Annotated in this window: 16 protein-coding genes; 12 read left to right on the top strand and 4 right to left on the bottom strand. The window is 50.0% G+C overall.

Annotation, left to right across the window (positions count from 1 at the left end; genetic code table 11):
* Positions 1–220 precede the first annotated feature (220 nt).
* A complete protein-coding gene (locus Enr17x_RS20430; protein WP_145307888.1) occupies positions 221–1,699 on the top strand; it encodes an IS4 family transposase in 1,479 nt (492 codons plus the stop codon).
* Positions 1,700–1,790: 91 nt separating this feature from the next.
* Here Enr17x_RS20430 and Enr17x_RS20435 read toward each other — a convergent pair whose 3' ends face one another.
* Positions 1,791–2,291, bottom strand: coding sequence for a hypothetical protein (locus Enr17x_RS20435; protein WP_145311556.1), 501 nt, complete (start codon positions 2,289–2,291; stop codon positions 1,791–1,793).
* An 895-nt stretch (positions 2,292–3,186) separates the two neighbouring features.
* On the opposite strand from Enr17x_RS20435, the gene Enr17x_RS20440 reads away from it, so the two are divergent.
* Entirely contained in the window at positions 3,187–5,937 is a 2,751-nt protein-coding gene (locus tag Enr17x_RS20440) for an MGH1-like glycoside hydrolase domain-containing protein (protein ID WP_145311557.1), read from the top strand.
* A gap of 10 nt (positions 5,938–5,947) precedes the next feature.
* Here the strand turns inward: Enr17x_RS20440 and Enr17x_RS20445 are convergent, their stop codons facing one another.
* Positions 5,948–7,327: an alkaline phosphatase family protein gene (locus Enr17x_RS20445; RefSeq protein WP_145311558.1), complete on the bottom strand. Its 1,380-nt coding sequence runs from the start codon at positions 7,325–7,327 to the stop codon at positions 5,948–5,950.
* 852 nt (positions 7,328–8,179) lie between these two features.
* Between Enr17x_RS20445 and Enr17x_RS20450 the strand changes: the two genes are divergently transcribed.
* Both Enr17x_RS20450 and Enr17x_RS20455 read left to right on the top strand, forming a co-directional pair.
* Positions 8,180–9,808 (top strand): SPFH domain-containing protein, encoded by a 1,629-nt coding sequence (locus tag Enr17x_RS20450; RefSeq protein WP_145311559.1) that lies wholly within the window; start codon positions 8,180–8,182, stop codon positions 9,806–9,808.
* A gap of 60 nt (positions 9,809–9,868) precedes the next feature.
* Positions 9,869–11,494 (top strand): SPFH domain-containing protein, encoded by a 1,626-nt coding sequence (locus tag Enr17x_RS20455; protein WP_145311560.1) that lies wholly within the window; start codon positions 9,869–9,871, stop codon positions 11,492–11,494.
* A 146-nt stretch (positions 11,495–11,640) separates the two neighbouring features.
* On the opposite strand, the gene Enr17x_RS20460 is transcribed toward Enr17x_RS20455, so the two are convergent.
* Positions 11,641–12,342 carry a 3-keto-disaccharide hydrolase gene (locus Enr17x_RS20460; protein ID WP_145311561.1) on the bottom strand — a complete coding sequence of 234 codons (702 nt, stop codon included), beginning with the start codon at positions 12,340–12,342 and terminating at the stop codon, positions 11,641–11,643.
* Between the two features lie 152 nt (positions 12,343–12,494).
* Positions 12,495–14,312, bottom strand: a complete 1,818-nt coding sequence (locus Enr17x_RS20465) for an arylsulfatase (protein WP_145311562.1) — start codon at positions 14,310–14,312, stop codon at positions 12,495–12,497.
* Between the two features lie 348 nt (positions 14,313–14,660).
* Between Enr17x_RS20465 and Enr17x_RS20470 the strand changes: the two genes are divergently transcribed.
* The 8 genes from Enr17x_RS20470 to Enr17x_RS20505 all read left to right on the top strand — a co-directional run bounded on the left by Enr17x_RS20470 (position 14,661) and on the right by Enr17x_RS20505 (position 24,939).
* The gene (locus tag Enr17x_RS20470) at positions 14,661–15,080 is read left to right on the top strand and encodes an Hsp20/alpha crystallin family protein (RefSeq protein WP_145311563.1); all 420 of its coding nucleotides are present in this window, start codon (positions 14,661–14,663) and stop codon (positions 15,078–15,080) included.
* Between the two features lie 25 nt (positions 15,081–15,105).
* Entirely contained in the window at positions 15,106–17,583 is a 2,478-nt protein-coding gene (locus Enr17x_RS20475; protein ID WP_145311564.1) for a Lon protease family protein, read from the top strand.
* A gap of 17 nt (positions 17,584–17,600) precedes the next feature.
* Positions 17,601–18,539 carry a carbamate kinase gene (locus Enr17x_RS20480; protein ID WP_145311565.1) on the top strand — a complete coding sequence of 313 codons (939 nt, stop codon included), beginning with the start codon at positions 17,601–17,603 and terminating at the stop codon, positions 18,537–18,539.
* Between the two features lie 216 nt (positions 18,540–18,755).
* Entirely contained in the window at positions 18,756–20,075 is a 1,320-nt protein-coding gene (locus Enr17x_RS20485) for a cyclic 2,3-diphosphoglycerate synthase (protein WP_145311566.1), read from the top strand.
* A gap of 398 nt (positions 20,076–20,473) precedes the next feature.
* The gene (locus Enr17x_RS20490; RefSeq protein ID WP_145311567.1) at positions 20,474–21,475 is read left to right on the top strand and encodes a DUF1559 domain-containing protein; all 1,002 of its coding nucleotides are present in this window, start codon (positions 20,474–20,476) and stop codon (positions 21,473–21,475) included.
* Positions 21,476–21,569: 94 nt separating this feature from the next.
* On the top strand, positions 21,570–22,022 hold the full coding sequence (locus tag Enr17x_RS20495) for a hypothetical protein (protein WP_145311568.1): 453 nt from the start codon (positions 21,570–21,572) through the stop codon (positions 22,020–22,022).
* A gap of 432 nt (positions 22,023–22,454) precedes the next feature.
* Complete coding sequence (locus Enr17x_RS20500; RefSeq protein ID WP_145311569.1) at positions 22,455–23,945, top strand: circularly permuted type 2 ATP-grasp protein; 1,491 nt, start codon at positions 22,455–22,457, stop codon at positions 23,943–23,945.
* A complete protein-coding gene (locus Enr17x_RS20505; protein ID WP_145311570.1) occupies positions 23,938–24,939 on the top strand; it encodes an alpha-E domain-containing protein in 1,002 nt (333 codons plus the stop codon). Before Enr17x_RS20500 ends, Enr17x_RS20505 begins: the two co-directional genes overlap by 8 nt.
* The last annotated feature ends 29 nt before the right edge of the window (positions 24,940–24,968 follow it).

Here is a 24,968-nt window from a genome sequence, read left to right on the forward strand (position 1 = left end):
AAGGACAGAATAAGGGGTCTGGACCGAATGGCACTGCCGCTGTTTTTTGAGTTTGTGTTTGCGCAACGCTTTCGGCGTGACGCAGTCACGGTTTTAATTTTCTGATTTTTTGCCAGTTCGCTGGAAATTGTGTTTGGCAAAACCTCTCCTGGCATTATGCTGCGTTCTGGCAAGGCCTTCCTTGGGTGGTGTATGAAGACATTTGACCAAGGAAGGTTCTATGCCATTTATACCAGCTTCCCATTCGAATGCAGCATCATTTTCTCTTTTCAACCGCTCGATGATGCAAAATGCTTCGCTTCCGCTATCTGATGTAATCAACGATCAGCGCTGGCAGCAGGTCTTTGATGAACACGAAATCAATTTTGGTTCCGGCGAGGATGACGTTTACTCTCCCGCAATCACGCTCTGGGCCTTAATTTCTCAGGTCTTCTTTTCCGGCGAGCAACGCAGCTGTAAAGCGGCCGTGATCCGTGTTGCCAACCTGTGTGCCGCGCTGGGCCGACGGGTTTGCAGTACGAATACCAGTGCTTATTGTCGTGCGCGACTCAAAATCCCGTTTATCGTCATTCGAGACATTGTCCAACAAATTGCCGCTGATGCGGAAGCGGCCTGTGATCAGAATCGTGTCCAGACCAGAGAGCAGTCGGCGGCACGCCTCAGTCCTTCCAGCATCGCTGATATGAAATCACGGAGCACCGGCGGTCGCATTCTGCTGGTTGATGGCTTCACCCTCACGGCCGCCGATACTCCCAAGAATCAGCGTGCCTATCCACAGAACCCGACTCAGAAACCGGGGCTCGGGTTCCCCGTTCTACGCTGCGTTTCTCTGATCTCGATGACAACCGGACTGCTGGTGGATCTAGTGAGCGGGCCTTACAGCGGAAAAGGCAGTGGCGAAACGGCCCTGTTCTGGCAAATGCTGGATGCACTCCGACCGGGAGATACCCTGGTGGCAGACTCGTATTACTGCACGTACTGGCTGGTGAGTGCGTGCCGTGCGCGGGGCGTGCAGGTTTTGATGAAGAATCATCACCTGCGTGACGATCATCCCCAGAACGCACGGCGGCTGAGCAAACGGGAGCGACTGGTGACCTGGTCACGACCATTGCAACGTCCTGACTGGATGCCCCGTCAGGAATTCTGGCAACAACCGCTGACGCTCACTCTGCGTCTGGTCGATGTGCAGACCAATCAGCCGGGGTATCGCGCCAAAACGTTTACGATTGCCACCAGCATCACAGATCGGAAAGCATCCCCGGCGCGCTGGATCGCCGCCATGTATCAAAGCCGCTGGCTGATCGAACTGGATATTCGCAGCATCAAGTGTTCGCTGGGTATGGATATTCTGCGTGCGAAGTCTCCGGACATGGTGCTCACCGAACTCTGGTCGTGCCTGCTGGCGTACAATCTGATTCGGTTCAAAATGCTGCAAAGCAGTCTCTCAACAGACCGTGATCCGCGTTCCCTCTCGTTTGCCACCACGCAACAGATGCTGGCTGCCAGTTGGTTGTTGGGAGCCGTCACGAAGCTCACGGATGAGTTGGTTGCACTCGGACAACAGGTCCCCAGCAGCGAACGTGTGGGGCATCGCACTGGTCGAACAGAACCCAGAGCCAATAAACGCCGCACCAAAGTGCTGGCTTTGCTGAAGCAACCAAGATACCATTACCATCAACAACGGAAGGCAATCGTATGAACGCAAACTGTTACGCTACAATAGGCAGTGCCATTCGTTCCTGACACCTTTTTCTCCCCTGACACTTTTAATTCGTTCAATAATAAAGAATTTAATCCTGCTTCTGTTTACTCATTTCGATGAGTTTCATCAGAGCCTCAGCGGTTTCTGCACTTTTCTTCGGGTCGGACCGGGGCGGTTTAAATTGATCATCAAGTGCCCGGCAGAGTTTGTTGACGATTTGCTGTTCAATGATAATCGACAGCATGCCAAAGTCGTCCCATCCAGACTCCATCGAGTCGAATCGCCACACTCCATCAACCTTCTTCCATTTGACGAGCGCAAAGTTGGTCGAGACATCTGACGCACTTCTGTCATCACAGGCAATCAGTATTTCTTCTTTATCGGGATAACCGCCAATAATCTCGAGCGTAAAGGTGTGCCCTTCGGAAGAATGGGTATCTGAAATCGTGTCAGAGACCTGGCGGGCAGCCTCAACCAGCGAGTCAAAATCGCCGGTCTGATGAGTCATTTTGTCAACAGAAGCCTGCTGGCCCGAGCAACCGCTGATGCTCAGACAGACAACCACAACGAGCGCTATTCCCACTTGCATGTTATTCCAGCCTATTGAAACCGTATACCAGATTGCTATTTCCGATATGAATCTTTCATCATACACCATGCCAGGAAAAGATCAAAGGGATCTGGAGTCTTTACCGTCGACCATCTATTGGTACAGAAAATGGTGTTGAAAGTTCATCTAAGCTGGTCTGGTGATATCTGGTAGGATTGGTTTGCCGCTGGGTTGTTTTCGCACTCTGGTTGCAAACGGCGGTTGGTGCCGAGTTGCTCTCTTTTTTGTGGGCCGCTCTGGTTCCGTTTACGCGGTGATTTGTGATTGAATTTCGCCAGGCGGGCGAGCTCGCCCCTACCAGAGAGAACATTATAATTGTGAAACGGATTGTTGCGAACTGCGTAAGTGGGTCAAGAGGAAAGGAGATTTTGATGTGGTGCGAACGGGGGTTGGGAGTGTGCCTCAAGGGGCGGAGAGTGGACCGGACTGTGTTGGAAATGCGCCGATGTGTGTCGACCCGCATAACTTTTGAAGGATTTCATTTGAAAAATTGGTCTAAAACAAGCGTTTTTTTGCAGGTGCGGTTAAAACCGGTTTCACAGATTCACCTGAACCAGCAGTGCTCTCGCGCGCGACGCATAACTGGGTTATCGCGGGTGGCGCGAGGCAGTCAAGTCGAAAATATCCAGGTGATCATCACAGATGTTTGTGCCAATGATTGTGGATGAATATTCCTGAATTGCACCAGATGTCCCTGACCACTGATGCCCATTTTAATCTTGCCGATCGGAATGAGATTCGCATTGCTTGAATTAGAAATATATCGTAGAGTTATAACGCTTTTTCCCGCGCAGGAACGCGATATTCTTGCGCACTTCCTGCAAATAAATCAGGCACGCCTGCCTCTGCCTGACTGTTAAAAGTTGAAACATTTATGCCAGAACCGGAATGGGAACGTCTTGTCTCAGAATCACGTCGTGAGTCGGGTGCGAACTGGAAACGCTGGGGGCCTTATCTGGCAGAGCGGCAATGGGGTACTGTACGTGAGAGTACTGCCGACGGCGACCCCTGGCTGAATTTTACCCACGAAGAAGCCACGTGGCGGACCTATCGCTGGGGTGAAGATGGCCTGCTGGGAATTTGCGACCGTCAATGCCGACTCTGTTTTGGGTTGGCACTCTGGAACGGGAAAGATCCGATTCTCAAAGAACGGCTGTTTGGTTTGACCGGGCCGGAAGGCAATCATGGCGAGGATGTCAAAGAGGCGTATTACTATCTCGATTCGACGCCGTCCCATTCTTATTTGAAGGCACTCTATAAATATCCCCAGGCCGAATTTCCCTATGCTCAGCTGCGTGAAGAAAATGCAAGGCGTTCGCGAGAAGAACCTGAGTACGAATTGACCAACACCGGCATCTTTGATGAAGGCCGCTACTTCGACGTTCAGATTGAATATGCAAAGGCGGCTGACGAAGACATCTTAATTCGCGTAACGATTTTTAATCGTGGTCCGGAAGACGCGCCGCTGCATTTTCTCCCTTCCTGGTGGTTTCGTAATACCTGGAGTTGGGGCTCGACATTTGATCGGCCAGATGAAAAGCCGAGCCTGTCTCAGGTGGCAGACAACCAGCTTGTTGCAAAACACGAAACACTGGGCGAGTTTCAGCTTTACGCCGACGCCGGTCCGGACGGTGCGCTTCCCCAATGGCTGTTCACAGAAAACGAAACCAATACCTGGCGGTTTGACGATCCTGAGAGCAGGCGCCCTTCCTGCAAAGATGCCTTTCATCTGGCGGTTGTTGATGGCATCGAAGGGGTGATCAATCCACGTCCCAAAGGAACCAAAACGGCGGCTCATTTTCAGTGTACGGTTCCCGCCGGTGATTCCGTCCAATTTCGGTTACGAATGTCGGCTGTCGACGAACTTCCAGTCGAAGCGTTTGGAGCCGGCTTTGACGATGCCTTTAAGCAACGGATTAAAGAGGCCGATCGCTATGCTGAATCGCTTGTTTCGCCGGGACTTTCTGTTGACGAACAACAAGTGATGAGGCAAGCTGATGCCGGGCTCTTGTGGACAAAACAGTTTTATCACTATGTGATTCCTCGCTGGTTGCAAGCTTCCGGGAAAGGTGAAACGAAGCCGACCCCCGCTTCGCCTGGTGCGCCCAGTCCGCGGAATGCTGATTGGGGACACTTATATAATCGCAATATTATTTCGATGCCCGACAAGTGGGAATATCCCTGGTACGCGGCCTGGGATTCGGCTTTTCATTTGATCCCGTTTTCCAAAATCGATCCCTATTTCGCAAAAGAACAGGCGATTCTGTTTCTCCGCGAATGGTATATGCATCCCAACGGACAACTGCCGGCCTACGAGTGGAATTTCAGCGATGTGAATCCGCCGGTTCACGCCTGGGCCTGTTGGCGCGTTTATCAAATGACGGCATCCAACGGCGATCGGGATCGCAACTTTCTGGAACGCGTCTTTCAGAAGCTGCTGATCAACTTCACGTGGTGGGTGAATCGTAAAGATATTCGCGGCAAGCATGTCTTCAGTGGCGGTTTTCTGGGGCTGGATAACATTGGAATTTTCGATCGCTCAAAGCCACTTCCGACAGGAGGTCACCTGGAACAGGCAGACGGAACCGCCTGGATGGCTTTCTTCTGTTCGAGCATGTTGTCAATTGCCTTTGAACTGGCCGATGGTAACCCTGCCTACGAGGACATGGCCTCGAAATTCTTCGAGCATTATGTTTCGATCGCCGAAGCGATGAATTCGCTTGACGGTACCGGACTCTGGGATGAAGAGGACGGTTTTTATTACGATCATCTGCACCTGGATGGCCGCAGTATCCCATTGAAAATCCGCTCGATTGTCGGGTTGATTCCCTTATTCACCGTCGATGTTATTTTCGATAAAACGATCGACAAGCTGCCCGGTTTTCGGAAACGCATGGACTGGTTCCTCAAGAGCCGCCCTGACCTGGCCAAATTCATGACTTACATGGAACGTGATTCAGAAACCTCTGACGGCGGTCATCGTCTGCTGGCAATTCCGACGCGTGATCGACTGATGCGAATGCTGCGTTATCTGTTAGATGAAGACGAATTTTTGTCGAACTACGGCATTCGTTCTCTATCCAAATATCATGAAGAACACCCGTTCGAATATGAACTGAATGGCGAGATGCTACGAGTACAGTACCAGCCGGCTGAATCGGATAGCGGTCTGTTTGGTGGTAATTCCAACTGGCGCGGCCCGATCTGGTTTCCGCTTAACTATCTGTTGATTGAAGCGCTGGAACGGTATCACATGTTTTACGGTAAATCGCTCCGGGTTGAATGCCCCACGCGATCGGGTAATTACATGGACCTCCAGGAAGTGGCCGACGAAATTCGCAAGCGGCTCTCGAAACTGTTCCTGTCCAACGAAGAAGGTGATCGCCCCAGTTATGCGCGGACCGATGTTTTACTCAACGATCCGCACTGGCGCGATCTGGTATTGTTCTACGAATACTTCGATGCAGAGACAGGCCGCGGTCTGGGGGCGAGCCACCAGACCGGTTGGACTGCTTTGATTTCACCGATCCTCGGCACACTGGCCAGTCGCTGTCAGCCTCAACAGGAAAGCGATGCTACCAGCAGTGCTATCAATCCTGAAGAGGTCAAACATCGATTTTCGTAACTTGTATGGATCAATCTTCCTGCAAGGCTGGAGTAAGTGGTTTGCCTTGGGCGGTGGGAAGTTTGACGCCCAGCAAACGAGCGATGGTCGGTGCCACGTCAAGACTTTGGATCTTGCCGAGCTTGGTGCCCGGCTTGATGCCGTGTCCGGAAATGACCAGGGAACCGAGCATGTCCGGCTGATCGGGAAGGTAACCGTGTGTTCCGCCGGGAGTTTTGCGTGGCGTCACGACGTCGTCACCTGAATCGCTGTTTGTAAACGAGTAGCCGGATTTCGCTGCCAGCCAGAGATCGGGGGCATGAGAATCCTGCTCTGGAGTCGGCAGGCCGAGTTTTGTGTATTCATCCGCATCGAGCACGGCCTGCACGCCTTCAATGGCTGCGAGTTTTTCCTTCAGCAGTTTCATTTTCTCTGCGCGATTGGCATCATCCAGAATATAGACCATGCAGGCTCCGCCTTGCGACAGACAGTAGACCTGTTTTTTCTCTTTGGAGAGCAGCCCTTCCTGCTTGAGCAGAACATTGGGACGGATATCTTTTGAGATCGGGAAGAAACCATGATCGCTGGCAATGACCAGTGTTGTTTTCTCGCGATGCGGAGAGAGTTTGACCGCTTCGACAATATCCCGCAGACGATCGTCGGCATAGCTGACCGACCAGTAGGCTTCCGGAGTTTTCGGGCCGTACTGGTGTTCCACATGGTCGACCTCGACAAGGTGAATTAATAATAAATTGGGGGGATGGTTCTGGAACAGATGCCGCGTCATGCGTGTATAAAGCCAGTCCCGTTTTACGCCGCCCCCTTTTTCTCCCGTCCAGGAACCGTGTAGATCAACGGGCAACCCGGCTTGTCGCAGTTCTTCCAACCAGATTTTCGTTCCGTACTTCGGCCACGCTTCTTTGCCAAACATATCGGGAACAGTCCAGTCGAGCGTACGGGCATTCCGGGTCGCCGGCCAGACAATTCCTGCAGTCACCAACCCGGCACGATGAGCGGCATCGTAAATCGTGGGCACTTTGACAATCTGATCTTTATCGAATAGCGGATCAGGAATGAATGCCACCGACGTAGCACTTTTACGGTCCAGATAATTATTCCCGATGACACCGTGTTTCGCAGGTGTTGCGCCGGTGACGAGTGTAGTATGGTTGGGCCAGGTGACCGTCGGAAACGAACAGATCATGCCTCCGTCTGCACGGGCGCCGTCTTGAGCAAGCTTTCTCAACGTAGGCATATCAGCCAGGGGGTCATCCAGATAAAAGTTGGCCAAGCCGTCCACACTCACAAGAATCACACACCGATCGTCATGCGGCTCCGCTGCTTGAGAAATGTTTCCTTGATGTGACAACACCATCAAGGTCAAAATGAAAGCCACTATTTTTTCGCGCATTCGAAGAGGTCTCCCAGGTTGGTAATCTGATCATTTAATGCCTTGTCTCCTTTTAAGGGACTGACTTCTTACCATTGTGCTACCCCCGCTGAGGCAATGCAACCGAGGGATGTGTCTGTTGTAGGTAAAACGTCAGCTAGAGGCACAAGAATCCACTAATTATGATTGGCAATCTTCGGCGCATAAAAAAAACCGCTGTCGTTTCCAACACCGGCCACTCAGCTTCGTAAGCGCGTGAATCGCAATTCCCCGTCTGCAGGATGCCGCAGCCCAACGGCTTTGGGCCTCTTATCTCGAAATTCACCCTCGATTACGAAGCTGCCTTTCAATACTGTTGATTACCCGTACCATCTATCCTCCTCTCTTAGATACTCATACCGCGAGTCGGATGGCGGGTCCGCATCTCGCGAGCCCTCTGGCCTCCCTGCCTCCTTTCCTCTCCCCTTCATGCTTATTACGAAATTTAGGAGAAGGATGTTGGATTTTCACCGTATTTTCAGGGATTTTGTGTTTGTAAATATCCGCGAGAACACGCCATCACTGCCAATTATTTTTGATCTCTGTTCTCTCCTTTCCCGTTTTCGATCATAACTCTTGCTCGTTTTATTAACGGGTTTCAATTAAAAGCATTAAGACATTACCAACTAACGCCTTACATCACATAACCAATACTGAATATGATTATCACAGATACGATCGATGATGATTGCACTTACAAACGGGGGAAACTTTATTACCCTCACAGACCATAGTTAGAGAATATTCACAACTTCATGATGAAGAGAAACAACAGCAAGGGCCGGCTCAGAGATTCCTGTGGAAGCTGGCTTCAATTCAACGGGAGGAACAGACATGAGGGACGAGTATAAGATGAAAGCCAGAATGCTTTGGATCAAGTTTGGAATTGTAGGACTCTTTCTGGCGGGATTATTTTTCGTCATTGGTGGATACATCATTTACACACAGTTTCGCATTGATGTCCCCGCCAAACACTTTGCCGTTTTAACGAGAAAGACCGGGATTGACCTTACCAATGACCAGGAAATCTCGCCTGACGCCACCCTGAAAAAAGCCGTCCACAAAGGCCTGCAGCGAGAAGTCTTGCCGGAAGGACGCTACTTTTATAACTGTTACCACTGGAACTGGGAAATCTATCCGATGGTTGAAATCCCGGCCGACTCAATGGGAGTTCGTATTCGCCTGTACGGCGAAGATCTGCCCCCGGGAGATTTCATGTCAACCAGCGAAAAGCACAAGGGGATCATCCAGGAAGTTCTCAAGCCGGGTCGGTATGCCATCAACGCACTGGTGATCGACCGGATCACCAAGAAACCGATTGGTCCGCCTCGATATAAAAGTGACTATATTGAGATCATCGAACTCTGGGAGCCCAAAGTCATTCCAGCCGGTTATAAAGGTATTGTCACGAATCTGGCGGGGCCCATGCCGAAGGATCCCAACAAACTGCTGGTGGAAGCCGATCATCGAGGGCCCCAACAGACAACCCTGGATGAGGGGACGTATTACCTCAATCCCTATACCATTCGGATCAATGCTATCGACACGCGTTCGCTACGGTTTGACCTGTCACAGGGAGGGGTGATGATGTTTCCCAGTAAGGATGGTTTTCCGATTACCCTCGACGGCGTGATCGAGTTTCGTGTGATACCGGAAACGGCGGCCCAAACTTATGTGACTTACAACGATGTCTCCAACGATGAACTTACTTCAACAGAAATCGCGGATGAGATCATCAATAAGGTCATCATGCCGAATGCGCGTGCCTTCTGCCGTTTACGCGGTTCCAACACCAGCGCCCGCGAATTCATTGGTGGCGAAACCCGGGCCGCCTTCCAGAAAGAGTTTCAAACCAAAATCACTGAAACCTGTAAAGAGCAAGGCATTGAAATTGTACAAGCTTTGATTACCACGATTAAACCACCCGAAGCGATTGCCGAACCCTTACGAGATCGAGAACTTGCCGTTCAAAAGAAAGGGCAATACAAACAGGAAACATTGCAGAAAGACCAAGAAGCGGTACTCGCAACGGAAACCGCATTAATCGAACAGAAGAAAGAACTGATTAATGCGGAACGGGAGATCATTAAACAGATCACCCTGGCGAAACAGGAACAGGGAGTCGCCCTTGAAGAAGCGGAACGGGACAAAGAGGTAGCGCAGGAAGAACTCGAAGCCGCCAAAGATAAAGCCCTGGCGATTCTTGCAAAGACACGTGCGGAAGCAGCTGTGATCGGTTTTGAGAATGTTGCTGATGCCGCCGGATGGAAACGAACGGTGGAAGCCTTCGGCGGCGATGGATCCAGTTTTGGTCGTTATGTCCTCTATCAGAAGCTCGCACCGGGCTTCAAGAAGATCATGACCAATACGGCGGACTCTCCGTTGATGAGAGTGTTCGATAATTTCGTCGATGAAAAACAGGCGGTACCTCAACCTGCCCTCTCGAAAACATCTGGCAACTAAATCTGACGAGCATTCAATCATAACCAAACAAAATAGAAATTTCTCTTCAGGAGAAGACTCATGAATAAAATCAAAATATTAACCATTCCGATTACGATCTTACTGTTGTTACTGCTCATGGCAGGCCTGGCCTTTCACTGGACCATAGACCGGATCTACGTTGAAGAGGGACAGAGTTTGCAGTTGCGATACAAAGGCCCGCTGATCTTTGGAAGTCGGAACAAAGCAGAACCCGGCATGTGGGCTCAAAAAGGACAGATGGGAGTGCAGGCAGAACTACGCGGCCCCGGACGTCATTTCTACTGCCCGATCTGGTGGGAACGTAAAATTGTCGATGACGTTGTAATCAAGCCCGGAGAAATCGGCGAAGTCACCTGTAAACTGGGAAAGAACCTCGAAGGAGCTGACTTCCTCGTTGACGGTGATATCGGGAACACCGAATACAAAGGGGTGCTCCGCAAGGTGCTGCATCCCGGACGTTACCGAATTAATCCTTACGGATACACTGTCGAAGTGAAGAAACAAATCGATTTCACATCCGGTCAATCAAATAAAGTAGCAGGCTGGGTTGAGATCCCAACCGGGTACGTGGGCGTCGTCACTCAACTGTCAGATAATAAAGCCACGGGCGTTAAAAAAGGTGTTCAGGAAGAGGTGCTTCCTCCTGGAAACTATCCAATCAACGGACGTGAGCAACAAATCGATATCGTGGAAATCGGCTTCCGTCACAGTACCATACGAGTGGAAGTCAAACGTGATGCCGAGGGGAATACTCTTGTCGATGAAAACGGAGAACCTCTGATTGCTGACACGCACAGTGGAATCGCGTTTCCAAGTGCGGATGGATTTCCAATGCATATCGACTTTACCGGAATCTGGGGTTTGATGCCCAGCCAGGCCCCCCATGCAGTTCGTACATTCGGTAATGTGGACCAGGTTGAGAAAAAAGTTGTTTTGCCTCAAATTGAATCTATCTGCCGTAATAATGGATCAGAATACAAGGCGGTCCAGCTACTGGTGGGCAGTGATCGAGAGGTCTATCAGAAAACCTGCCTGGAACAGTTTCATGGTGTGCTGGACGACAAAGAGATCACGCTGTTGTACGGTCTGGTTCGCCACGTGTATATTCCCAAACAGGTACGTGAACCGATTCAGATGGCGTTCATTGCAGATGAAATGAAACTCACTCGGGAAGAAGAACAGACCACAGCCAAGGAAGAAGCCAAGCTGCGTGAAGCGGAAAATAAAGTCGGACTGGCGACCGATACCGTGGACGCAGATACCGAAAAGCAAGTGGAAGAAGCAAAGGCCGGCGGTGAACGCGAGGCTGCGAAGATTCATGCTGAAACCGGAAAGCTGGTGGCTGCGATCAACAAAGAAACGGAAGAGTTGAAAGCGCAGGCTGCCACAATTCTGGGAGAAGCCACAAACGAAGGCAAAAAAATGGTAGAAGAAGCCAAAGCCGACCGGTTTAAACTGGCCGTGGAAGCATTCGGATCAGCAAAAGCCTATAACGACTGGTTCTTTGCAACAAACCTGCCTGAAAACATCGATCTCAACTTTCTCTACGCGGGCGAAGGAACGCTGTGGACTGATATGAACGGCGTCAGTGGTGGATTCGGCGTACGGGCAACAATACCTCTAAAGCCGGAGTCAAGCACCGTGCACAGAACAAGCTCAAAGTAAGAACCGTTGGGTACCAAAACAGTCTGGGAGAATTGGAAGAACCCAGTTTTGTTCGAGCAACAATCGGTCGTGAGGAGCGCATAAAAAACTGCGTCTCGGGATGGCTTTCCTGCGACGCAGACTTTTGATATTTTACTTCGCTCGTATTATTTCAGCTCTTTAATTTTGATGTTGCGCCAGCTGACCTGCTTGCCAACTTTTTCGGGATGGTTCCCGACGCCGTGCACCTGGAGGGCAATGAAACCTTCCGGTGTCAGACCATCTTTAAGATCAGCGGCGGGGACGCCGTTAATCCAGGTCTTAATGGAATCCCCTTTGCAGACGATCCGGTAATGATTCCACTCGTTCTGCTTGAACGCTTTCTGGGCGGCTTTGTTATCAGCAAGATTGTTCAACCAGCCGCGTCGGCCTTCATCGTAAATCCCACCCGACCAGGCACGTTTGGAAGGATCGATTTCGACCTGATAGCCGTGAACACGACCTGCAGGAATTTTCTTCTTTGACTCTTTGCCATTCTTGTCTTTGATTTTAAGGACCTTGTCATCATCGAAGACATTACTGCGAATCTGAATGCCTGAGTTCAACAATGGATCAACTTTGAAATCGACTTCCAGTTCAAAGTCACCGTACATCTTTTTTGTGCAGAGGAAGCTGTTGGGGGTTTTGGGGACCGAGGTGCCAACGATCGTATCATCGACCACTTCATATTTGGCTTTCCCGCCTTGCTGAACCCAGCCGTCGAGGGTCTTGCCGTCAAACAGAGGAGTGAAGCCTTTGTCGCCGGCGTAGGTCGTTACGTTACACAGTAATGCGATGCAGATCGCAGAAAATGTCAGGTGATGTTTCATGGTGTATCCATCAAGTAAAGTGATTTAAAAGAGTTTTAGACTCAACATCTCGTTAGTGAGTATTATGACCTGCCTTTTGAGATGATTCCAGTCATTTGAGACAGTTTCCGGCTAGAATCGAGATAGCTCTGATCACGAATAAATTAGTTTCCTTATGGAACCCGCCTGAGAATCAGCAGACGAAAATCCATGACCTGGCTGCCTGGAATTTCCAGAGCACGCAGGGTCAATGGGCCGGTTCCTGGAGATAATTTGATCTTTCCCAGCACCATCGGTTTGAAATCTTTCACAAACGATTCAGACCGTTTGGCCCGATCCTGCGCTTCTCCCTGAAGTGGCGGGCTATGAGCCTCTATGATCTTCCCTTGAACGTTGCTGCCATTGAAACTCAGTTGAACGGTTGAACCAACGTCTGCCTGAGGACAGGTATAGTACAGCACTGCTTCGTACGTTCCCCCTTCAACTACTTTCGCATCCCAGGTGATGCTGTCATCGGTATTAGTCCAATGATAAAAAAAGGAACAGTTCGGATGACGTGAGGAACGTTTGATTCCGCCGTGTGAAATCGCATCGCGGGCCGGCAGCTGGGTGGTTGGTGCGCCGCCATACCCGATTAAAAACGGTCGCGTATCTTTTGAATAACCATCCGGCCAGACCGACTTCTGCCAGCTTGCGACAGCCTGCTTCAATTTTGCGGCCACCTCTGGATTCTGTTTGGCGATGTCGTTTCGCTGGCCGGGATCTTTCGTCATATCATAAAGTTCCCCTTTATGTGACAGACGATACTGATCGGTACGAACACTGATCCGCTGGCGCAAGCTTGAGAAAATCATGCGATCCGGCCAATCAGATGCTGAATCCATTATGAGTGGTTTGAGACTGACGCCATCAATGGGTTTTGGCTCGGGACGTGGAATTCCTGCCAGATCGGCCAAGGTAGGCAAGATATCAATTGCACCAGCGATCTTGTCGACCTCATGACCGGCGGGCAGATGGCCCGTCCAGCGGATGACGAATGGCGAACGAACTCCCCCTTCATCGAGTGAGCCTTTCTTGCCTTTCATATCCCCATTCCAGCGAAATCCGTTGGGGCCGTTGTCCGAAAAATAGATCACGATCGTATTATCTGCGATTCCCAGACGGTTGAGTTCTTTCAGGACACGCCCGACGTTCCAGTCGACATTCTCACACATTGCCAGGGCGGCACGGAGATGATCGGGCTGTTCTTTCCCTGGCTCTCGATTGTGCATCTCTAATTTTTTATCTGCAAAGCGATCCCAGAACTGATCGGGGACCTGCATAGGAGAATGAGGCATGCAATAAGGAATGTACGTAAAAAACGGTTTGTTGTCCTGGACCTGTTTTTTAATAAATGCCATCGCCTTGTCTGTCAAATCGTCGGTGATGTAACCGTTCCCCTTCACGAAGGTGCCATTATGATCGAGCATCGGACTGAAGTAATGCCCCCAGTGTCCGGAGGTGAAACCGTAAAATTCCTCGAACCCTTTCGCATTGGGATGGTTGGGATACTGCGTTCCATTGTGCCATTTCCCGAATGCGCCCGTCGCGTACCCCGCTTTCTTGAAGACTTGCGCAATCGTATATTCATCCGAATTAAAGCGTTCTTCCCCTTTTGAGACTCCCGTGGTTCCCGTGCGGGCATGGTAGCGTCCTGTGAGAAAAGCGGCTCGTGTGGGAGCACAGACTGCGCCAACATAAAAGCGATTAAACCGCACACCATCACGAACCAGTGAATCGATATTCGGCGTATGCAAATTCGTATTTCCATTGTGGCTCACATCCCCCCATCCCTGATCGTCCGCCAGAAACACAACAATGTTGGGATGCGTCGACTCTTTTTCTGCCGATTCAGATGAGGAACGCTTCGTTTGTGCTTGGGGCTTTTCCTCTGCCAACATGCTACTGGTGAGAACGCAAACCAGCATGCCAAAAGTAATGATAGATTTCATTTCGCTGCTCTCAATGGGGGGTAAAGATAAAAAACCGAGTTCGAAACCGGATAATATGAAGTGTTGTAGACGGGAATCCCTGATTGTTTCGTCTGACAGACAATTCAATGATACTGCATCGTAATATGAAGCTGTAGCGAAATCACATTATTTCTACAAAGCAATTCAGCCGCACTCTCGCTTTCACGGACCTCTTTGAAAACACCTGATTGGCAGAGCATCCGGCGAGCAACTTATCTCAAACAGATTTGGTGTTGTAGACGAGCCAGTCTGATCCGGGTAGACTATTAAGAGTCGTTGATCCTATTTACATGCTTCTGATCCTTGAATTTGATAACAGGTGATCCCATGTCGCATTTACCCTGGAAACCCATTCGACTGCGAAATCTGGAACAGCAGATCGATCAGGCTTTTGATGAATTGATTCATGGCCAATGGGGGCTTACTGGCCCCAGCGGTGTCTGGCAGCCGGACATTGATATCTATGAAACCACAGACAATTATTTTGTGGAAGCTGATGTTCCCGGTGTGCCCCCTGAAGAGATTCACGTCGAAGTCAATCAGCATTCGCTTTCTATCTCTGGCACAAGACACACGGGATGCGTCGAAAAATCGGCACAAGGCGTCTGTATTGAGCGGCGGAAAGGAAGCTTTTACCGTCGTTTTTCACTGGACCAAGCAGTCGACCCTCACCATGTGAAACGCGAAGCACAATCGGGAACATTGATCTTGAGAATTCCCAAACAAAAACTCAAACAGCAACCCTGATTTAGCCGGCCAGCCGAGGAAACTGATGACGAACACCACGGAATACCGCGAACTGAATGCGAGCGAAGTCACTTTAGATCTTGATCCCAAATCGTTCGGTTTCAAAACAACCGCTGAATTAGATCCTTTAACTGAAATCGTCGGCCAGCCTCGTGCACTCAGGGCTCTTGATCTGGGAACGGGAATTCGACATCCCAATTACCATATCTACATCGCCGGGCTGATGGGAACAGGCCAAATGGAACTGGTGACGCACGCATTGCGTGAACGGGTTCTGGATGCATCCACTCCTCCCGACTGGGTCTATGTCAATAATTTTGATGAACCGGATTGTCCACTGGCAATCCACCTTCCCACAGGACAAGGTATCCAGCTGCGTGGAGATATGGAAACGCTGATCGAACAGCTGCAGGAATCTCTGCCGAAAGCTTTTAAAGAAGAAGACTTTGGTAAAGAAAAAGAGAAGCTCCGACAGGTCTATCGCAAGCGCGGCGACGAGGTCTTCGACAAACTCCTTAAGCTGGCAGAGCAACACGGCATGACAGTCCAGCAGCTTCCGGACGGACAAATTTTATTCATCCCGCTCAAAGATAACCGTCCCATGACGCAGAAAGAAATTGAGCAACTGACGCCTGAGGAAATGAAAGTTCTGGACAGCCACCAGGACGAACTGGTAGAAATGGCCGGTCGCGTGCTACAGGAACAACGGGAAATCCAGCGACAACTTTCGACCGACGTTCGTGAAGTGGCGCAGCGGTTCGCCGTCCATCTGGTGGAACCGCTGGCTGTGGAACTCCAGCAAAAGTACGATCACCCCAAACTCAATGAATGGTTTGACCGTCTCAAAAAACATATCATTGACCATCTGAATCTGTTCCGTGATGTCTCTGATATGCCGCCTCAAGTTGCAGCGATGATGATGGGGGAAGGAGCAACCGACCCGGAGCAGCGTTTTCTGGAATACCACATCAACGTTGTCGTGGACAACAGCCATTTGAAAGAGCCGCCGATCATTGTGGAAGACGCGCCCAATTACCGAAATCTGTTTGGAACCATCGAGCGGGTTGTGGATCGAGCCGGCCGCGTGATTACCAATTTCACACGGATTAAATCAGGCAGTCTACTGAAAGCAAATGGCGGCTATCTGGTTATCAATTTGATGGATGCGATCATTGAACCATTTGTGTGGAAAGAATTGAAACGCACACTCAAAAGTCGATCGCTCGGCATTCAGGTACAAGATCCCTTCGCCATGTTTACAGTGACCGCGCTGCAGCCCGAACCAATTCCGCTGAATGTACGACTGGTTGCGCTGGGTGAACCCTTAATCTACCATCTACTCTACCTGCACGATGAAGACTTTCGGGAAATATTTCGAGTGAAAGCCGACTTTGATCCGGAAATGAATCGAGATACCGAGACAGGCTTGATTTATGGTCGCCTGGTCCGTCAGCTTTCAGAAAAAGAAGAGCTACTCCCTTTTGACGCATCGGCAATCGCAGAGCTGGTTTGTGTTGGAGCGCGGCTGGCAAGTGATCAGAAAAAAGTAACTTCGGTCTTCAGTCATATCGCAGATGTGGCACGTGAAGCCAGTTTCTGGGCCAGCAAGAAAAAACTCAAAGTCGTGAAAGCAAAATATGTTCGCCAGGCAGTACAGGAACGCGTCTATCGTTCTGACCTGATTGCCGAAAAAATCCGTGGACTGATTTCAGATGGAACGCTGCTGATTCAGGTGGAAGGCACCGAAGTCAGCCAGATTAACGGGCTGGCTGTTGCCGACCTCGGAGATTATGCGTTTGGGCGACCTTCCCGCTTGACGGCCAGTGTGGGCGTCGGTACCGCCGGCATTATTAATATCGAACGAGAAAGCCGAATGAGCGGCAATACCTTTGACAAGGGGATGCTGATTCTTGAAGGGCTGTTACGAAATTATTATGCGGGTGAGCAACCTTTAACTCTGTCCGCCAGTATTGCAATGGAGCAAAGCTACGGCGGCGTCGATGGAGACAGTGCTTCGATCGCAGAATTGCTCTGTCTGCTCAGTGCCCTGGCGAATGTTCCACTCCGACAGGATCTGGCCATCACAGGGTCCCTCAATCAATGGGGTGAAGTGCAGGCAATTGGAGGTGTGAACGAAAAGATCGAAGGTTTCTTCGATGTTTGTAATGAATCGGGACTGACGGGAACACAGGGAGTCTGCATTCCGGAATCGAACGCACAGAATCTTGTATTACGAGACGATCTTGTCAAAGCGATTCGTCAAAAACAATTTCACGTCTGGGCGGTGTCCGATATCGATCAGGCAATCGAACTGTTCACCGGCATGAAGGCGGGGGATATATCTGACAAGCGTAGTTTTCATGGCCGCGTGCTGGAACGATTGACAGAAATCGCCACACTACTGGAGCAACAAATGCTGACCGACACAGGCCGCCTGTTGTGGACTCCCGGAACCCCCTTGGGGCTCCCTCCTGATCCCAGACCACCACTACCGGGACAATAACCACTGGATAACAGCTCATGACAGACCGAACGATCCTGGCGCTGGGAGGCAATGCGTTTGCAGCACCGGGTGCCCCCCTTACGATGGCCCGACAGTTTGAGTTTGCCAAGCTGGTTTTTGAATCACTTTCGCCGCTACTGATTGATGATCGCGAATTAATGATCTCGCATGGCAACGGACCTCAAGTCGGGCATATGCTGATTCGAGTCGAAGAAGCGCTGGGCAAAGCCTATGCGATTCCGCTCGAGGTCTGTGTTGCCGAGTCTGAAGGTGAACTGGGGTACGTGATTACCCAGACCTTACACAATGTTTTAGATGAGAGAGGCCTGCATCGCCCGATTGCTTCCATTCTGACACAAGTCGTCGTCGATCAGGACGATCCGGCGTTCGTTCACCCGACGAAAGCAATTGGCCCCTTCTACACCGCAGCCCAGGCAGATGAAATTCGTCAACGCGGATTCCCGTTGCGGGAAGAGGGCGAACGTGGATTCCGGCGAATCGTTCCTTCTCCCCAGCCACGTGAGATTGTTGACGTCGCTGTAATTGAGTCGCTGCTTCGCGCAAGTGTGATCGTTGTCGCTGCGGGCGGGGGTGGGATTCCAGTGATTCGCCATGAAGGTCAAATGCAAGGCGTCGAAGCTGTCGTGGATAAGGATCTGACTTCCGCGCTGCTGGGTACATTGGTTGATGCACGGCTTCTTTTGATTCTGACCAATGTCCCTTGTGCTTATTGCGATTTTAACACACCAAACCAAAGTCCCATCGGCAGAATCGGAATCTCTGAAGCACAGCGTATGCTTGAGGAGGGACATTTCGGTGAAGGCAGTATGCAACCGAAGGTCGAAGCCGGAATCCAGTTTTCATCCAGAACTGACTGCCGCACGATTATCTGCAATGTTGACAACCTTGAGCAGGCGTTACAGGGTCAGTCGGGAACGATCATTGAACATGACTAGTGGAGTGTCATTTTTAAATTTTGGGTTAATAGATATCACGAGAGTGCGACAACGGAGCACGTAAACAACACTCCCCACCCTCAAATTCCAGCTTGACAAAGCACTAGCCTGTGCCCAGGTTTACTGTAGCGTCTCCTAGTCTATTTCGACCGAGTACATTTGATTGAAGCACGCTATGGTAAAATGTAAGACGCTCTAGAGAAAAGGATTGAATTCATGCACTCGAAATTCAATTGTATTATTGCCGGTGCGGCAGGACGTGACTTTCATGATTTTCAGACATTCTTTCGCAAGCATCCTGAATTCCATGTCTGTGCTTTTACCGCCACACAAATACCGTACATTGATACGCGCGTTTTTCCGCAGTCACTGGCGGGGCCGGACTATGAATCTGACATTCCTATTTTCCCAGAAGAACAATTACCAGAACTCATTAACCAGTTTGAAATCGATTTCGTTTTTCTGGCTTACAGTGATCTCGCCTACGACACAGTGATGCATACGGCCTCGCTCGTGCAGTCATGCGGAGCCAGTTTCGTTTTACTGGGACCGAACCACTTTCAGCTGCAGTCAGCCAAACCCGTGATTGCCGTCACGGCCGTCAGAACGGGTGCCGGCAAAAGTCCTTTGACACGCTGGATTGCCAGCCGACTTTCTGAATTGAAACTGACTCCAGGCGTCATTCGACATCCAATGCCTTACGGCGAACTGGAACAACAGCGCTGCCAACGATTCGCTACCGAAGTGGATCTGAATGCATATGATTGTACGATTGAAGAACGCGAAGAATATGAACCTTATCTTGAGTTGGGGCTTCCGATCTTTGCCGGCGTCGACTACGAACTGATTCTACGCACCGCCGAACAGGAAGCAGACATCATTTTGTGGGATGGCGGCAACAATGACTTCTCATTTGTCAGGCCTGACTTACTGATTACCGTTGCCGACGCTTTGCGTCCCGGTCACGAAGTGCAGTATTACCCCGGCGAATCAAATCTGCGAATGGCGGACGTGATCGTGATCAATAAAGTGGCGACTGCGGAATCTGAAAGCCTTTCGCAAATCAAAGCAAATATCCAACGATTGAATCCAACTGCCGTCGTGGTTGAATCGAATCTTGAAATTGTTGTTCAGGAACCGGAGAAAATTACAAATCGCAGGGTACTTGTGGTTGAGGACGGCCCGACTCTCCTCCACGGAGGAATGAAGATAGGAGCCGGCTATTGCGCGGCAAATCAGTTTCAGGCAAAGCAGGTGATTGATCCGCGCGCGTTCGCTGTCGGAAGTATCGCAAAGGCATATCAACAATACCCGCATATGGGGCCGATCTTACCCGCACTCGGATACTCAGAGACGCAGCGAGCTGAGCTGAGCCAAACAATCCAGACATCCGAGGCCGATCTCATTATCGACGCCACGCCAGCCGGACTGTCTCACGTCATCCAGACAACCATTCCTATCGTCCGAGTCCGGTACGAATTCCAGCAGACCGCCGGGACACCGCTTTCAGATATGATCGATGAATTCATACGCTGACAGGTCCCCGATCATACCTGGTTCAAACGGCCCATTCCCTGATCGTTTATGTTGAAATAAGCCGATTGATCAGCAACGATTTTGTGCAGAACCTGAGTATCGATTAAGCATACAACTTGGAGCCGACTCACTCTCGTATCATGAAACGATCGAAATCGTGCAAAATCGCCCAATCAGTCAATTAACCATAAGTCATTTTAAATAAAACACTTACGTTACAAAATTTTCCCAATACCAGGAATCGATTTTGAAATAATGCATAAAACCTATCCAATAAGTGTTTCACCTCCTATTATTTAGCATTATTTTGTAACAATAGTTAATTATGGCATCCAAATTGCTTCTATAAAAATCCTCACGGTTTACATTCCTTCCTTTTCCTTCCACAGGTACCGATTATGAAATACCAATCTCACCCCAAACGAGGCTTCACCTTAATTGAGTTACTCGTCGTGATTGCGATCATTGCAATTCTGATTGCACTCTTACTGCCAGCAGTTCAACAGGCGCGTGAAGCGGCCCGCCGCTCAACCTGTAAAAACAATATGAAACAACTCGGTCTGGCACTGCACAATTACAACGATAATTTCACCGTCTTACCGATCGGTTCACAAACCGGCTCTTTCCCCAACTGGCGCGTCGGCGTTCTGCCTTACCTGGATCAGGCAAATGTCTATAACCAGTTAACCAGAGCCAACGGCTATTGGGCGCATTCAGGATTTCCGGGAAACACAGTTCTATATTCGGTTCGTCTCCCCGTCTATAAGTGTCCTTCCAATCCCTATGGCATGACCAACACGTCCGATTTTAATTACTCTGCCAGCAATGCGGACTCCAGCCTGCAAAGTATGATCATTGACTATGTTGGTATCTCGGGAGCAACACCGGACCCGGCAGGTCGAACGAATGTCTGTACGGGAGATATTCTGGCAAGCAGTTCCAGTAACTGTAATACGGGAATGCTGATTCCCTATGAAAGCAAGCGATTTCGCGATTGTACAGACGGAACCACGAATACCATCATCCTTGCAGAACAGTCAGGACAAGTGAGTGGCACTCAGAAAAGTGCGAATGCTCTGGGTGCCTGGCACGGCTGGGCTAATTCGAGTCTGACTTCCTGGAATGCACGGACTCCGCTTCCACTTAGTGCAGGTGGCTTCTGGTATGCCGCTGGTACCACAACGGTTCGCTATCCTCCGAATGCGTATTGGAAATCGACCGCCCCCTCACCGGGAAACAGTCGTTATTCAGCCAACACCATCATTAACTCGCATCATGTCGGGGGCGTACATGCTGTCTTAACCGACGGTTCCGTTCGATTTATTTCTGAAAACATTGACATGGATACGCTCAGACAATTATGTGTGCGCGATGATGGTAAAGTGATTGGAGAGTATTAATCTCCCTCTTATTCTATCTGCCTGAACTCCCCTGCCCCTGGATCAGGGGAGATGGCGATTTAACTTCTATCAAACAATGCTGCTGGATAAGATCATGAAATATATTCCGTTTTCCCCTTCCGCATGTCGACAACTCGCTCTGACTGGCCTGTTAGTTTTATTCCTTGTCGGTCTCAACAGCTGTGATCATTCGCCCGGTTCAGATAAACCACGGGGCGATGTTACGATTCTGATTAAAAATGGCAGTGAACCTGTGACTGACGTGCAGGTCGATCTCGTAAATGAACAAACGGGAGAAGGCGGAGGTGGCACGCTCGACGATGAGGGAAAAACAACGATGACAATGGTGGCACTCGGATCCTATACAGTGACCATCAATCCCCCTCCTGAAGAACCAGTGATTCCCGGAATTGAAACGGCCCCCAAACCAAAGCCGTCCCTCGCCATTCCCAAGCTGGCACAAAAAATCGCCACCAGTCCCCTCAAGGTCGAAGTGGGATCGGGTACGAATGAATTTACGTTCGATCTGAAAGAAATTCCGAATTAAGGTCCATCACAAATGACTTGCTAATTTAAAATTGATTTGATGGGAAAGCCTCTAATTTCCCTCCGATTCTCAAATTTCGCCTTCCGCTCTATACGCGATGCCTGAAGAACTGTTAACCTTTAGAGTTACGTACGAAATTGGTTGTCGAACTTCGAGTCCCCTTTTTAATGTCAGAAATGAGCGCACAGCTGACTTATTCGATAAGTCTCCTAAAAGACGGTTTTTGCCTAAATATCAGGCACGCTTTTAGGTGAGATGCTGGCACTTTGCGCGAAGGGACCTTGAGAAATTCGCTAAATCAAGAGAATTCGTCACTGATTCTTGTAAACAGCGAAGAAGAACCAGCAACGGCACGCAATCTGCTTTAATTCTATTTCATATAGTACAATTGCAGTAATTCCGCCCAAAACGCTCGTTGAGGAATCAAATTAAATGAGGCTAGCCCCCTATCAGTCTGGCGAAAGTTTTGATGAGATGTTCGCCCCCGACGGTCATCCAAGACCAAGTGGGGAAAAGTTTGTCGAGCGACTGCAAACGCTCTCCGAGGGTAGTTTGCAGCAACGGCAAAAAACAGCCGACCTCAGCCTGCAAAACATGGGAATCACCTTCAATGTTTACGGCCATGAGGCGGGAACCGAAAAAGTCTGGCCCTTCGACCTCTTGCCGCGGATCATTGACGCACATGAATGGAAAATGGTCGAAAGCGGACTGCGCCAGCGAATTCACGCTCTGAACCTGTTTGTTGATGATCTCTACAATGACTGCAAAATAATAAAAGATGGCAAAATCCCGGAAGAACTGATCCTTTCTTCCAAAACATTGCGTTCTCAATGCAAAGGATATCACCCCCCGCAGGGAGTCTGGTGCCATATCACCGGAGTGGACCTGATCCGCGATCGTGATGGCCAGATCTACGTTCTGGAAGATAACCTGCGTTGTCCTTCTGGCGTCTCATACGTCCTTGAAAATCGCGAGTTGATGAAACGAACATTTTCACACGTCTTTCAAGGCATGTCTGTCGCACCGATCGAAGATTATCCTGAACAACTCCTGAAAACACTACTGGACTGCGCACCGGAAGGAGTGACTGATCCGACCGCGGTCGTGCTCACACCAGGCATCTACAATTCGGCTTATTTTGAGCACACGTTTCTTGCTCAGCAAATGGGGGTTGAACTGGTTCAAGGTTCTGACCTGGTCGTCGAAAACGGCTACGTCCATATGAAAACCACACGGGGCTTGCGACGCGTCGATGTCATCTATCGTCGGATCGATGACGACTTTATTGACCCCAAATGTTTTCGCCCCGATTCTGCTTTGGGCGTGGATCATTTAATGGATGTATGCCGGGCAGGACGTGTAACTTTAGCGAATGCCCCTGGTACGGGAGTCGCTGATGATAAAGCAGTTTACGCCTATGTACCAGACATCATCAAATATTACCTCGGCGAAGAAATCATTCTGCCCAACGTTCCGACCCATCTGTGTTCTGATGAAAAGCAACGGAATCATGTGCTTGGAAATCTGGACAAGCTCGTTGTAAAACCAACGAATGAATCGGGGGGTTATGGAATTTTAATGGGCCCTCAGTCCTCTCAAGCAGAACGGGATAAGTGTGCCGATGCGATCCGCGCGAATCCGCGAGAGTGGATTGCCCAGCCGATGCTGAACCTCTCGACGGTCCCCACACTGGTTGAAGATGAACTCAAGCCACGACATGTTGATCTGCGTCCGTTCGTCCTCTGTGGAAAAGACATTTATGTGATGCCGGGCGGACTGACACGAGTTGCTTTAAAAGAGGGGTCCATGGTTGTCAACTCATCGCAAGGCGGTGGCAGTAAAGATACGTGGATCCTGCGAAACGGTAACTCGATCCCTGAGCCGCACATTTCACGAGCAGCCTGGGAGGATAAGAATGCTTAGTCGAGTCGCGAGTTCTGTTTACTGGTTGAGTCGCTACGTTGAGCGCGCCGAGAACGTCGCACGCTTTATCGACGTCAACTATAATCTGACGCTGGGAGAGACTGACACACTCGGCAATCAGTGGGCACCATTGATCTTTACAACCGGTGATCAAGCCATCTATGAAGAACGATATGAGTCTTTCACCCGCGAGAATGTCTTAAAATTCCTTTTGTTTGACGAAAAAAATCCGAATTCCATTCTTTCCTGCGCCTCATTTGCACGAGAAAATGCCCGCACCATCCGTGAAATTATTCCTTCGGTGGTCTGGGAACAGTTGAATCAATTCTTTTTCATGGTCCGCTCAGCAGCCAGTCTCGATGCGACACTGGACCAACCACAAGAATTTTGTGAACGTGTGCGACTGGCTAGTCATATGCTGGTTGGTGCAACTGACGCCACCATGTCTCATGGTGAAGCGTGGCATTTTTCACGCGTTGGACGAATGATCGAACGAGCCGATAAAACATCGCGTATCGTCGACGTACAATACTACATTTTACTCCCTGACGCACACGATGTGGGTTCCGCACTTGATGTTGTCCGCTGGTCAGCACTATTGCAATCAGCCAGTGCCCTGGCCATGTACCGACGCCAATATGGTAAGATTCTGCCTGACCACGTCGCCGACTTCTTAATCCTCGACAGTCGATTTCCCCGGTCGATGCACTTTTGCCTGGCAAAAGCACAGCAGTCATTAAGAAGTATCACGGGAAGTACGGCAGGGACGTTTAGCAATCTGACCGAACAACGCATCGGGCTATTATGCTCGAATATGGATTACACCAGCGTCGAAAATATCATCCAGCAAGGGCTACACCAATATATCGACGGTTTTCAGAAGCAGTTGAATCTCGTTGGGGAAGCCATTCAAGATGACTTTTTCACATCAAAGCAGTCTCCTCAGACCCAGACACAAACTCGTCAGACTGCCAGCCAGACCCAGACAAGTTAATGGATTCAATACCATCGGCGACACATTTT

It is taken from the genome of Gimesia fumaroli (assembly GCF_007754425.1).
Lineage (GTDB): Bacteria > Planctomycetota > Planctomycetia > Planctomycetales > Planctomycetaceae > Gimesia > Gimesia fumaroli.

What these genes read in the sequence shown, in the direction of transcription:
- Enr17x_RS20455 (WP_145311560.1), top strand. Translation starts at nt 9,869, where the DNA reads ATGAATAAAATCAAAATATTAACCATTCCGATTACGATCTTACTGTTG.
- Enr17x_RS20475 (WP_145311564.1), top strand. Translation starts at nt 15,106, where the DNA reads ATGACGAACACCACGGAATACCGCGAACTGAATGCGAGCGAAGTCACT.
- Enr17x_RS20460 (WP_145311561.1), bottom strand. Translation starts at nt 12,342, where the DNA reads ATGAAACATCACCTGACATTTTCTGCGATCTGCATCGCATTACTGTGT.
- Enr17x_RS20470 (WP_145311563.1), top strand. Translation starts at nt 14,661, where the DNA reads ATGTCGCATTTACCCTGGAAACCCATTCGACTGCGAAATCTGGAACAG.
- Enr17x_RS20465 (WP_145311562.1), bottom strand. Translation starts at nt 14,312, where the DNA reads ATGAAATCTATCATTACTTTTGGCATGCTGGTTTGCGTTCTCACCAGT.
- Enr17x_RS20480 (WP_145311565.1), top strand. Translation starts at nt 17,601, where the DNA reads ATGACAGACCGAACGATCCTGGCGCTGGGAGGCAATGCGTTTGCAGCA.
- Enr17x_RS20505 (WP_145311570.1), top strand. Translation starts at nt 23,938, where the DNA reads ATGCTTAGTCGAGTCGCGAGTTCTGTTTACTGGTTGAGTCGCTACGTT.
- Enr17x_RS20500 (WP_145311569.1), top strand. Translation starts at nt 22,455, where the DNA reads ATGAGGCTAGCCCCCTATCAGTCTGGCGAAAGTTTTGATGAGATGTTC.
- Enr17x_RS20485 (WP_145311566.1), top strand. Translation starts at nt 18,756, where the DNA reads ATGCACTCGAAATTCAATTGTATTATTGCCGGTGCGGCAGGACGTGAC.
- Enr17x_RS20445 (WP_145311558.1), bottom strand. Translation starts at nt 7,327, where the DNA reads ATGCGCGAAAAAATAGTGGCTTTCATTTTGACCTTGATGGTGTTGTCA.
- Enr17x_RS20430 (WP_145307888.1), top strand. Translation starts at nt 221, where the DNA reads ATGCCATTTATACCAGCTTCCCATTCGAATGCAGCATCATTTTCTCTT.
- Enr17x_RS20450 (WP_145311559.1), top strand. Translation starts at nt 8,180, where the DNA reads ATGAGGGACGAGTATAAGATGAAAGCCAGAATGCTTTGGATCAAGTTT.
- Enr17x_RS20435 (WP_145311556.1), bottom strand. Translation starts at nt 2,291, where the DNA reads ATGCAAGTGGGAATAGCGCTCGTTGTGGTTGTCTGTCTGAGCATCAGC.
- Enr17x_RS20490 (WP_145311567.1), top strand. Translation starts at nt 20,474, where the DNA reads ATGAAATACCAATCTCACCCCAAACGAGGCTTCACCTTAATTGAGTTA.
- Enr17x_RS20440 (WP_145311557.1), top strand. Translation starts at nt 3,187, where the DNA reads ATGCCAGAACCGGAATGGGAACGTCTTGTCTCAGAATCACGTCGTGAG.
- Enr17x_RS20495 (WP_145311568.1), top strand. Translation starts at nt 21,570, where the DNA reads ATGAAATATATTCCGTTTTCCCCTTCCGCATGTCGACAACTCGCTCTG.